The sequence below is a fragment of the Pelomonas nitida genome, from assembly GCF_043555975.1.
GTDB classification, from domain to species: Bacteria; Pseudomonadota; Gammaproteobacteria; order Burkholderiales; family Burkholderiaceae_C; genus Pelomonas; species Pelomonas nitida.
Genome location: NZ_JBIGIA010000014.1, coordinates 87696 through 99179 on the forward strand (window position 1 = coordinate 87696; position 11484 = coordinate 99179).

Annotated in this window: 10 protein-coding genes; 4 read left to right on the plus strand and 6 right to left on the minus strand. The window is 70.3% G+C overall.

Annotated elements, in window-relative coordinates:
* Position 1: 1 nt before the first annotated feature.
* Complete coding sequence (locus tag ACG00X_RS17740; protein WP_394489906.1) at positions 2-700, plus strand: FadR/GntR family transcriptional regulator; 699 nt, start codon at positions 2-4, stop codon at positions 698-700.
* Between the two features lie 260 nt (positions 701-960).
* Here ACG00X_RS17740 and ACG00X_RS17745 read toward each other — a convergent pair whose 3' ends face one another.
* The 5 genes from ACG00X_RS17745 to ACG00X_RS17765 form a co-directional block, all read right to left on the minus strand.
* Positions 961-2085 carry a cytochrome-c peroxidase gene (locus ACG00X_RS17745; RefSeq protein WP_394489908.1) on the minus strand — a complete coding sequence of 375 codons (1125 nt, stop codon included), beginning with the start codon at positions 2083-2085 and terminating at the stop codon, positions 961-963.
* Between the two features lie 5 nt (positions 2086-2090).
* A complete protein-coding gene (locus tag ACG00X_RS17750) occupies positions 2091-4952 on the minus strand; it encodes a TonB-dependent receptor (protein WP_394489910.1) in 2862 nt (953 codons plus the stop codon).
* 87 nt (positions 4953-5039) lie between these two features.
* Positions 5040-5984, minus strand: coding sequence for a FecR domain-containing protein (locus ACG00X_RS17755; protein WP_394489912.1), 945 nt, complete (start codon positions 5982-5984; stop codon positions 5040-5042).
* Positions 5966-6469 carry a sigma-70 family RNA polymerase sigma factor gene (locus ACG00X_RS17760; protein WP_394489914.1) on the minus strand — a complete coding sequence of 168 codons (504 nt, stop codon included), beginning with the start codon at positions 6467-6469 and terminating at the stop codon, positions 5966-5968. The genes ACG00X_RS17755 and ACG00X_RS17760 overlap by 19 nt, the downstream gene beginning before the upstream one ends.
* Positions 6470-6660: 191 nt before the next feature.
* Positions 6661-7593: an AAA family ATPase gene (locus ACG00X_RS17765; RefSeq protein ID WP_394489916.1), complete on the minus strand. Its 933-nt coding sequence runs from the start codon at positions 7591-7593 to the stop codon at positions 6661-6663.
* A 184-nt stretch (positions 7594-7777) separates the two neighbouring features.
* On the opposite strand from ACG00X_RS17765, the gene ACG00X_RS17770 reads away from it, so the two are divergent.
* Positions 7778-8713: a histone deacetylase family protein gene (locus tag ACG00X_RS17770; RefSeq protein ID WP_394489918.1), complete on the plus strand. Its 936-nt coding sequence runs from the start codon at positions 7778-7780 to the stop codon at positions 8711-8713.
* A gap of 78 nt (positions 8714-8791) precedes the next feature.
* Positions 8792-10084, plus strand: coding sequence for a mechanosensitive ion channel family protein (locus tag ACG00X_RS17775; RefSeq protein WP_394489920.1), 1293 nt, complete (start codon positions 8792-8794; stop codon positions 10082-10084).
* Here ACG00X_RS17775 and ahr read toward each other — a convergent pair.
* On the minus strand, positions 10051-11067 hold the full coding sequence (ahr, locus tag ACG00X_RS17780; RefSeq protein ID WP_394489922.1) for an NADPH-dependent aldehyde reductase Ahr: 1017 nt from the start codon (positions 11065-11067) through the stop codon (positions 10051-10053). The genes ACG00X_RS17775 and ahr overlap by 34 nt on opposite strands.
* Positions 11068-11191: 124 nt before the next feature.
* Between ahr and ACG00X_RS17785 the strand changes: the two genes are divergently transcribed.
* Positions 11192-11470, plus strand: coding sequence for a hypothetical protein (locus tag ACG00X_RS17785; RefSeq protein ID WP_394489924.1), 279 nt, complete (start codon positions 11192-11194; stop codon positions 11468-11470).
* Positions 11471-11484 lie beyond the last annotated feature (14 nt).

Below are 11484 nucleotides of genomic sequence, written 5' to 3' on the forward strand. Positions count from 1 at the left end.
GATGATCGAACAGCTCAAGGGCACTGACAGCCGGCGCCTGTATCACCAGATTGCCGACCGGCTGCGCGAGCTGATCCGTCAGGGGCGGTTCGACGTGGGCAGCCGCCTGCCTCCCGAGCGTGAGCTGGCGCAGCAGTTGGGCGTGTCGCGCCCGTCGGTGCGGGAGGCCTTGATCGCGCTGGAGATCGCCGGCTGCGTGGAGGTGCGCATGGGCGCCGGCATCTACGTGCGCGGCAGCGGCGAAGCGCCGGTGACGGCGGGGTTCGGCGAGAGCCCGCTGGAGATGATGCAGGCCCGCGTGGTGCTGGAGGGCGGGCTGATGCCGCAAGGCAGCGCCCGCGCGACCGTCGAAGGCCTTGCCGCGGTGCGCGCGACGGTGGACGAGATGCGCCGCGCCATTGCTGCCGGCAAGTCGGCGCTGGACGCCGACCGCCGCTTTCACCTGGCCGTGGCCGCGCTGACCGGCAACTCGGTGCTGGAGCGCCTCGTCGGGGAGCTCTTCAACGGCCGCTACAGCCCCATGTCACTGCAGCTCAGCGCGCTGGCCGACACGCCGCAGAACTGGGAAGACGCGCTGTGCGAGCACGAGCGCATCCTGGACGCCCTCGAAGCCCACGACCCACTCGCCGCGCAGGCCGCGATGCGGGTGCATCTCTTCAATGCGCAGGAGCGCTGGGCGCGGAATCGGTTGAAGGGGTAGCCCGGATATTTCGCGAGGCCGGCCCTCTCCGACCTGCAACACCGATGATCACGGCGATCTCGCCGTTCAAGGTGATATCCACTTTGGCTTCACGGGCCTACGCGGGCTTGCGCGGCGCCAGGCTTGTGGCCTGCACCTCAAGGCCTCGCCAATGCCTACGGGCATTGGCTGCGGCCGTCTCGGCGCATCCCCCGGCGCCTGGCAGCCACGCAATTCCCGCGTACCTCGCGAAATATCCGGGCTACGAGCCGGCACTGCGGCTACAAGGTGTTCAGGAACGCCTCCAGGTCCTGCATGTCCTGCAGCGTCAGCTTGAGTGGCCGGATCAACGGTGACGGCGGCGGGATCTCGGCCGCCTTCGCATGGCCCTTGGGCGGCTGTGGCATGCCGGTGTTGTAGAGCTCCAGCACCCCGTGCAGGTTGGGCGTGATGCCCTGGTGGAAGTAGGGCGCCGTTCGGCGCACGCCGCGCAGTGACGGCGTGCGCATGGCGCCGAGGTCTTGGGGACGCGTCGTCACGGCCTGGCGGCCGCGGTCCTCCTGGCGGCGGCCGATGAAGCTCATGCCGATCTGGTGGAACTCGTGCTGCGTGAGCTGCGGGCCGCTGTGGCAGTTCATGCAGCGGGCCTGCGTACGGAACAGATGCAGGCCGTGCAGTTCCTGCGGCGTCAGCGCGTCGCGGCGGCCTTCGATGAACTCGTCGAAACGCGTGCGCGGCGCCTCGATGCGGCGCTCGAACGCGGCCAGCGCCTCGCCCAGCCGCCGCAGCGTCACGCCGCCGGGGCCGAAGGCGGCGTCGAAGCGCGCGGGGTAGTCGGTTTCGGTGCTGAGGCGCTGTTGCAACGCGGGCAGGTCCATCGCCATCTCGATCGGGTTCGCGATGGGCATCAGCGCCTGCGTTTCCAGGTCGGCGGCCCGGCCGTCCCACATCAGTTGCGGCACGAAGGCCACGCCGTACAGGTGCGGCGTTTGCCGCGTGCCGGCCGCGCCGCCGTGGCCCAGGGCGACCTTGCGTGCGTCGGCGAAGCCCAGGTGCGGCTGGTGGCAACTGGCGCAGCTGATGTCGCGGTCACGGGACAGGCGGCGGTCGAAGAACAGCTGTTCGCCCAGCGCGACCCAGGTCGGTGGCTGGGCCGGCAGTGGCGTGCGCGGAGCCAGTTCCTGCCAGGTCACGCCTGCGTCCACATGCGGGCTGGGCCAGCCCGCGGTCGGGCCGCGGTAGACGGCCACCGCACAGCGGCGTTGCGCGTCGGCGTCGCTGCCCGCGCTGCCCGTGCTACCCGCACTGGCCAGCAGACGGCGGCAGTCGTCGGTCGTGTCAGCACCGACGGTGCCGGTCATCGCGGCGGCGCACAGGGCCGCCGCCATCCATCGAAGCAGCTGCATAGTCATCAGAAGTCGACGCCGGCTTCCACCGCCACCGAGCGGCCGCGCTCATAGGACGCGAAGGTATTGCTGACCGTCATCGTGTTGCGGTGGTTGGTCAGGTTCTCGATGGTCAGTTTCAGGCTCAGGCGCTGGTCGGCGCGGATGCGCGGCTCCCACAGGATGACGGTGTCGATGCCGAACGCGCGAGGCAGCGGCGTGCGCGCATAGACATCCACGGTGGCGCCTTCGTAGGTGGTGGTGCCGCTGCGCAGCACCTGCTGATAGGCGCCGCGCAGGCGCAGCAGGTTGGTGACGGTGAGCTGGCGCGACGGCACGGTGCTGACGGCGCCGATGCGCAGCGTCCAGGGCCGGTTGTAGTTGTCGGCCGGCCGCTCGGAGTAGCGCATGAACCTGCCGTCGTACTGGATGATGGCGTCTTCCAGCTGCGTGCTGCCAAAGGGGTCTTCGTAGCCGGCAGCGTTGGCGCGCACGTCGCTCTTGCTGATCGCCACCCAGGTGCGCGTGACGACCGGGCCGGTCTTGGCGGCTGCGGCGCTGGCCCAGCTCAGGGCCCAGTCCTTCGTCGTGCTGCGGCCATCGTTGGTGTAGATGTAGCACTGGTTGCCGTTGCAGTCGGTCTGCTTCGTGACGAGGCGCTTGACGACCTGGTCCTTGCCCTCGCGGTGCGTGAAGCGCAGGCTCAGCGCGCCGCCCAGCCAGGCCGGCTCCAGCGTGAGGCCGGTGCTGACCTCGTCGTCGTGCGGCGTCTTCAGGCTCTCCAGCCGGTTCAGCGGCTTGGCCTGTGTCGCGGTGCCCCAGGTCAAGGTGCCGGTGCGGGTCTGCGTGGTCTGCAAGGTGTTGATCTTCTCCTGCAGCACATAGGCGAACAGGTTGCGGCCGTAGTAGCGGCTCAACCCCACGTCCAGCGCCACGGCTTCGGTGGGCAGCCAGTTGAGCTGGGTGCGTGGCGCCAGGTTGGTCTTCTTCGTCAGCGTGTCGCTGTCGGCGCGCAGGCCCACGCGCAGCGAGAACGGTTGCCAGCCGATGTTGTCTTCGACGAACAGCGCGCCGCTCTCGGCCTGCGCCTCGAAGCGGCCGGTGGTGTAGGTCTGCAGCCGGCCGAAGTACTGGCCCACGGTCTTGTTGATCGTCGGGGTGGCGGAGCAGGCCTCGCTGTCCAGGCTGCCATCAGCGAACTGGCAGCGCGACATGGCGCCGGTGGTGGGCAGGTCGCGCACCGTGGAGTAGTAGCGGTTGACGCTGAGACGCTCGTAGTCGGCGTTCTGGCGGCGCAGCTCGAAGCCGGTCGTCACGCGATTCGTGGCGGCGGCCAGCTGCAGCGGGCGCAGGGTGGCCTTGAGCGAGTAGCCCGTGGTGGCCAGGAACTGATCGACGTCGCCCCAGGAGCCTTCGCCGCTGGCGGCGTTACTGACGCTGGGGTCGCCCCAGTTCTTGTCCGTGGACCAGCGCCAGCTGCGGTAGTAGTCGGTATCGCTGCGGCGCGACTGCTCGTTGCGGCTGTGCGTGAGCTGCTGCGTGAGGCGCAGGTTGTCGTAGGCCGACTCCCAGCGCCCCGACAGGCTCAGCCCGCCGGTGCGGATGGTGTATTCGCTGTCGCGGTAGTCCTCCTTGAAGTAGGTGTTGTTGGACGGCGCGTACACCAGCGTCAGGTCGCCTTTGTGCGTGCCGCCCGCGGGGGTGTAGTCGGCCTTGGCCATCAGCATGTCCTGCGTGCGCGTCTGCGTGATTTCACGGGGCGCGCTGGTGCCGTCGTTGGCGGTGGTGAAGGCACGCAGCGGGATGTCGGACGTGCGACGCGCCGCGCTGACCAGCAACCCCCAGTCCGCTGTGGGCCGCGCCTCGACGGTGGCGCGGTAGTTGCGCTTGCGGTAGTTGGGCTGCAGGTCGGCGGTGGAGGAGTCCTCGAACGCTTCCCGGCGCGCCGGGTCGATGAACACATGCGTCCAGGCCGATGACGTGTAGCCCATGGCCACGCTGCCGCCCAGGCGCTTGCGAGCCGAGCACAGCTTGGCGTCCACGACGCCGCCGGTGAAGCGGCCGAATTCTGCGGAGACGTTGGAGTCACGCACCGTCACTTCGCACAGCAGGCTGCTGTCGATGGCCTGGGCCTGTGAAGCCCCCGGCACCATGTCCACCCTGGTCGGCGTGATCTTGTTGCCCGGGTCCAGGTCGTTCATGAGCGACATGCCGTCCAGCAGGATCTCGTTCTGGTAGGGCTTGGCCCCATGGATGGAGATCTCGGCCGGTGCGATCTCGCCGCCCGTGGCCGACGACAGCTGCGACTCGTCGAACTGCACATGCGGGTTGAGCTTGAGCTGGCTCGTGAAGTCGCCGTTCAGCGTGGCCAGGCCGCGCAGCAGCGTGCGGTCCAGCGTGTTGACGTTGGCCGGTTGGGTGCCCACGATCGACACCAAGGGCAGCACGCCCGCTGGCGATGGGGAGAGGGCCTTGTCGACCGCCAGATCGGGGGCGGGAGCCGGCGCGGCAGGCTGCACGCGGCTGCGCACCAGATAGCCGCCGGACGACGACGGCACGGCTTCCAGCGGGGTGCCGGCCAGCAGCGCCGCGAAGCCGCCTGGCACGTCGAAGCGCCCGGTCAGGCGGCGTGAGGTCAGCCCGGCAAGCTGCGCGGCATCGAACGCCAGCACGACGCCGGCCTCGGCTGCATAGCGGTTCAGCGCCTGGGCCAGCGGCGCGGGCGCGATGTCATACGTACGGATGTCGGTGGCGGCCGTCGGTGCGCGCTGGGGCGTCTCGGCGGCGTGTGCGGACACCAGCAAGCCCGCAGCCATCAGGGCGGCGGCAAGCGGGTGGTTGCACAGGCGGGAAGAGCGGAGCGGCAGGGCGCGCGGGCTGGAATGCATGGTGGGTTGCGATGCGTTGACCTCCGTGGGCCGAACGAGCAGCGCAAAAGGACAACGGCACCTGAACTTTTTTTGCGGCTGCGCCGCTCAGCGCGCGGCCAGGTGCCAGCCCGCGCCGCGCTGCACCAGCTTCAGCCCGTGCTGCGCCGCCAGCGTGGCCAAGGAGCGCTGCGGGTCGCGCGCAAGAAAGCTGCCCGACACGCGCAGCCCCGTCACGGCCGGATCGCAGCTCAACGTGACGCCCGACTGCTGCTGCAGCGCCTGCAGGAAGCCCGCCAGCGGCTGGTCCAGCGCCAGCAGCATGCCGCGGGCCCAGGCGTCTTCGCTGCCGTCGATCGCGGTGGGCGGCTCGACGCCCGCGGCCGTGAACAGCGCCCGTTGCCCGGCCGACACGCGCACGGGGAGGGCGGCGCCGTTCGGCAGCACCTCCACGGCATGCTCGCGCACGGCCACCAGCGTGTGCTGCGCGGCCAGCGTGACGGTGAAGCGGGTGCCCAGCGGCCGCACGCTGCCGTCCCGCGTCTGCACGGACAGCGGCTTGTCGTGACCACCTGGCGCGGTTTGCACCTGCAGCGAACCTTGCGTGAGCTGCAGCGTGCGCGCACGCCGGCCGTCCTGGATACCGACGCGGCTCAACGCTGCCAGCAGCACCTGGGTGCCGTCGGGCAGCGCCAGTTCGCGCTGCTCGCCCGCGCCGGTCGCCACCCAGTCCACCGGCGCCGCGCCAAGCCAGGGCAGCCATGGATACGAGACCGCGGCCAGCGCCAGCGCGCCGAGCCCGCCGATCAATGCGCGCCGGGCGGGGCGGCCATGGCGACCGGTTCGTTGCAGCACCTGCGTGCAGCCCGTCGGTGCCTGCGCGAGCAAGTCCTTGAGCCGTTCGACGCGCTGCCAGGCCGCCCGGTGCTCGGGCGCCTCGTCGTGCCAGGCCTGCCAGGCTTCACGGTCGGCCGGGCTGTCGCCGGCACTGAGGCGCACATGCCACGCGGCTGCGGCCTGCAGCGGGTCATGCATCACAGCATTTGCAGGCATTGCAGCACGGCCTTGTGCAGATACTTCTTCACGCTGCTGACGCTGACGCCCAGATGCTCGGCGATGCGCGCGTGCTCCCAGCCCTCCAGCTGCGCCAGCAGGAAGGCCTCGCGCGGCTTCGGCCCGAGGCCGTCAAGCAGACGGTCCAGCGCCAGCAGCGACTGGACGACGGCAACCTGCTCCTCGGGCGACGGATGCAGCGCTGGCGGCAGCGCGGCCAGGGCGTCCAGATATGCGCGCTCGAGGTCTTGGCGGCGGAAGTGGTCGACCAGCAGCCCGCGTGCGACGGTGGCCAGGTAGGCGCGCGGCTGCGCCAGCGCCGGCGGGCATTCACCCGCCTGCAGCAGCCGCAGGAAGGTGTCGTGCGTGAAGTCGGCCGCCCGATCGGCGCCCGAGCCGAGCCGGCGACGCAGCCAGTCGGTCAGCCAGGAGCGGTGCTCCCGGTAAAGACCCTCGTGCGTGAACTCCACTTTCCCTCCGCGCATCGGGCTTGGACAGGCCCGCATTGATTTCGTCGACCACAAGGGCGCTGGCTGCTGCCATCACGGCACTGGCTGGCCCCAAGGTCGGGCGGATTCTATGGGAGTTATTGAGAATCATTCGCAACTTCTGGTGGCTGGGCCGGCTGATGGCGACCCGTCCAGGGGCGGCTGCCAGCCACGGGGCCGGGTCCGCCTCAGGGCAAAGGAATCGCCTCGATCATCGCCCGCACCTGCTCCCGCGCCCCGCGCCCCGCGCCTGCCCGGGGCTGCAGCCGGTGCGCGATGGTCTGCGGCAGGATGGCCTGGATGTCGTCGGGCGACACATAGTCACGCCCCTGCAGCAGGGCGCGCGCGCGGCTGGCGCGCAGCACGGCCAGGCCGGCGCGGGGCGACAGGCCTTCGACGAACCACTGGCCCGAGCGCGTCGCGGCGATCAGGGCCTGCAGATAGTCGATCAGCGGCGGGGCGGCGTGGATCTGCTGCGCGGCGGCCTGGGCCTGCATCAGTTCAGCCGGTGTCATGACGGCCGGCAGGCCCTTGAGCTGCTCGCGGCTGTCGCCGCCCATCAGCAGTTCGCGCTCGGCGGCCGCATCGGGGTAGCCCAGCGAGATGCACATCAGGAAGCGGTCCAGCTGCGACTCCGGCAGCGGGAAGGTGCCCAGCTGCTCGCTGGGGTTCTGCGTGGCGATGACGAAGAAGGGTGTCGGCAGCGGGTGGCTCACGCCCTCGATGCTGACCTGGTGCTCCTCCATCGCCTCCAGCAGCGCGCTCTGCGTCTTGGGGCCGGCGCGGTTGATCTCGTCGGCCAGCAGCACCTGCGCGAACACGGGGCCCGGGTGAAACGCGAAGCCGTTGCGTTCGCGCTCATAGACGCTGACGCCCAGCAGGTCGCTGGGCAGCAGGTCGGCCGTGAACTGCAGCCGCGAGAACTTCAGGCCCAGCGAGATCGACAAGGCGTGGGCCAGCGTCGTCTTGCCGACGCCGGGCAGGTCTTCGATGAGCAGGTGGCCGCCGGCGATCAGGCAGGCCAGGGAATCGGCGATCTGCGCGGGCTTGCCCTTGATGACCGTGCTAATCTGGTTTTGCAGCGCTTGCAGTTGCGCTGTCAGCGTTCGTGATGGCGTCATGGGCCTGCACCATAGCAAGAGTTGGCGCCGGTTCGCCCGTGAGCGGACTTGTTGCCACCCAAAAGCCCACGCCGGCGGCCGCAGCTGCGCGCCGCGTGGGCTTTTGAGTGACAACCCCTGGCGAGAGCGGCGGGCGTGCGCGCGAGCCGCGCTCGTGACCATCGCCGCTCCGCGGACTGGCGCCATGCCCACTGCCTACTTCCATCCCCCCGAATGCCGCCGCCACGACATGGGCGACGGCCACCCCGAATGCCCCGATCGGCTGGCCGCCATCGACGACTGGTTGATCGCGTCGGGCGTCGCCCAGGCGCTGCAGTTCGAGGATGCGCCGCCCGTTGACCTGAAGGCCGTGGAGCGCGCCCATACGCATGGTTATGTGGCGGAGATCGGCGAGTTGCTGCGCGGCTGCGCCGAGCGCGGTGAACGTGCCGCCGTGGACCCCGACACCTCGGCCAACGCCCACACCTGGGCCGCCGCACTGCATGCGGCCGGTGCGGCGGTGCAGGCCACCGACCTGGTCATCGACGGGCGTGCCGACAACGCCTTTTGTTCGGTGCGCCCGCCCGGCCACCACGCCACGCGCGACCAGAGCATGGGCTTTTGCTTCTTCAACAACGTGGCCATCGCGGCACGGCATGCGCTGGACACGCGCGGCCTCAAGCGCGTGGCGATCGTCGATTTCGACGTCCATCACGGCAACGGCACCGAGGACATCATCGCCGGCGACGACCGCGTGCTGATGGTCAGCCTGTTCCAGCACCCGCTCTACCCCTACAGCGGCGCCGTGCCCAAGGGCACCAACATGGTCAACGTGCCGCTGCCGCCCTACACGCGCGGCGATGAGGTGCGCGAGATCGTCGAGGCCATGTGGCTGCCGGCGCTGGAGAGTTTCAAGCCGCAGATGATCTTCATCTCGGCGGGCTTCGACGCCCATCGCGACGACGACCTCGGGCAGCTCGGCCTGGTAGAGGCCGACTACGAATGGATGACGCTCAAGATCAAGGACGTGGCCGAGCGCCATGCCAAGGGGCGCATCGTGTCGGTGCTGGAAGGCGGCTACAACCTGCATGCGCTGGCGCGAAGCGTCGGCGTGCACCTGCGGGCGCTGGCCGACCTCTGACGCGCTGTTTCCAGCGGTTTCCGCATCTCGGCCCCGCCGAGGGGCGCCGGTGCGTGGCGGTCGGGTCAAATGGCGCCCATGAATTCGATGCACCAACCTTTGAGCCTGAACGAACTGCAGGCCTTGCTGATCCGGGTCTTCAGTGTCGACGCGTTCGGCGAATGGGCGCTGCTGCTGGCCTGCCTGACGTTCGCGGGGCTGTTCTGCTGGGCCCTGGCCCGCGCGACGACGAAGCGCGACAACAGCGTGCTGCTGGGCGAGCGGGTTGTCGACGGCGCGCTGTTCCCGCTGCTGGCGCTGGCGCTGGCGTTCGGCGCGCGGCGGCTGCTGCCGGTGTGGGGGCTGTCGCCGGCGCTGTTCAAGCTGGTGTTGCCGCTGCTGGTGTCGCTGGCCGCCATCCGGTTTCTGGCGCGCGTGCTGGCCGCCGCCTGGCCGAAGTCGCAACTCATCAAGGCCGTCGAGAAGATCGGGTCCTGGGTGGTGTGGATCGGCGCGGTGCTGTGGATCACGGGGCTGCTGCCGGTCATCCTCGACGAGATGGACGACATCGGCTGGAAGTTCGGTGCCGTGCGCTTGACGTTGCGCAACCTCGTGGAGGGCGGGGTGACGGCCACGTTGGTGCTGGTGCTGGCCTTGTGGCTGTCCTCGGCCATCGAAGCGCAACTGCTGCGGCGCGAGACGCTGGACCTGTCCATGCGCAAGATCGCCGCCAACGCGGTGCGGGCGCTGCTGCTGCTGATGGGCCTGCTGTTCGCGATGTCGTCGGCCGGTATCGACCTGACCGCGCTGGGCGTGTTGGGCGGCGCGCTGGGTGTGGGTCTGGGTTTCGGCCTGCAGAAGCTGGCGGCCAACTATGTGTCGGGCTTCGTCATCCTGGCCGAGCGCAGCCTGCGCATCGGCGACATGGTCAAGGTGGACGGCTTCGAGGGGCGGGTCACCGACATCAAGACGCGCTTCACCGTCATCCGCTCGCTGGGCGGCCGCGAGGCCATCGTGCCCAACGAGCTGCTGATCACGCAGCGCGTGGAGAACTCGTCACTGGCGGACCCGCGCGTGCTGCTGTCCACCACCGTGCAGGTGGACTATGACTGCGACGTCGATGCCGTCATCCAGGAAGTGACTGCCGGGCTGGCCGGCGTGCCGCGCGTGCTGGTCGACCCGGGGCCTTCGGTGCAGCTGACCCGCTTTGCAGACAGCGGCCTGGAGCTGACCGTGCACTTCTGGATCGCCGACCCCGAGAACGGCAGCGGCGGCGTGCGCTCCGACGTCAACCTGGCCATCCTGCGCACCTTGCGGCGGTTGGGCGTGGACATTCCCTATCCGCAGCAGGTGCAGCATCAGCCGAAGTCGGCGTCCAGCACGACCCTGTAGCGCGCGCGGCCGCTGCGCAGGTGCTCCAGCGCGTCGTTGACGCGGCTCATCGGGAAGCGCTCCACCTGCGGCAGCACCTGGTGGCGGGCGGCGAACTGCAACATCGTCGCCAGCACGGAGGGTGGCGGCGTGGGCGACGCGGACAGGCCCTTCTGCCAGCTCAGCAGGCCGCCGCTCTTCAGGCTCAGCGCGTCGGTGACGACGCCCACCAGGTGCATGCGGCCCTTGGGCGCCAGCGTGCCGAGCAGCGCGTCCCAGTTCAGCGCGGCGCCGACCGTGATGAGCAGAAAGTCCAGGCTGCCGGCCGCGGCCTTCAGCTCGGCCTTGTCGACGCTGGACACGGTCTTGTGCGCGCCCAGCGCCAGCGCCTCGTCGCGCTTGGAGGCCGACGAGGTGAAGGCCGTCACCTCGCAACCCCAGGCGCGCGCGAACTTCACCGCCAGGTGGCCCAGGCCGCCGATGCCGACGACGCCCACGCGGTCCGTCGGCTTCACGGCATGCAGCACGAAGGGCAGGAACACGGTGCCGCCGCCGCACATCAGGGGGCCGGCGGCGGCAGGGTCCAGCGCGTCGGGCAGCGGGATGGCCCAGCTCCAGTGCGAGCGCAGGCGGTCGGCGAAGCCGCCGTGGCGGCCGATCAGCGTTGGCTGGCGCTGGGCGCACAAGTGCTGTTCGCCGCCGAGGCAGAAGTTGCAGTGGGTGCAGCTGCCGGTGTGCCAGCCCACGCCCACGCGCTGGCCCAGCTGCCGGCCCTTGGCATGCGGCCCCAGCGCCGTGATGCGGCCGACGACTTCATGGCCGGGCACGACGGGGTAGCTGGCGGGGAACCACTCGCTGTCGATCATCGCGAGGTCGGAGTGGCAGATGCCGCAGTGCTCGACGGTGATCTCGACGTCTTCGTCGCCCAGCGGGCCGGGGTCGAAGTCCAAGCGTTGCAGCGGGGCGCCGGCGGTGTGGGCGGCGTAGGCGCGGATCGGGGTCATGCGGGGGCTCCTGGCTTGGGGGTGACGCCGGACGCAGGCATCGTGAAGCATTGTGGACGCGATGCATACACGGCGTTCACCCGCAGCCGGCAGGATGCCGGGGGTCTTTTAGATGGAGTCCCTGATGAAACCTGTTCTGCTCTGCGGCCTGTGGCTGGCCGCAACCGCCGCCTTCGCCCAGCCGCCCGAGGGCCCGCCGCCGGGGGGGGAGCATCGCGGCCCGCCGGCCGAGGCGCTGGCGGCCTGCAAGACCGCCAAGGCCGGCGACGCCTGCAGCGTCACCCATGGCAGCCGCACGGTGCAAGGAACTTGCGCGGCGCCGGAGGGCAGGGCGCTGGCCTGCCGCCCCAAGGACATGCCGCCGCCACCGGACGGCGGCGCCTCGGGCCCACGCGGCAAGTAGCCGGGCCGGCCACC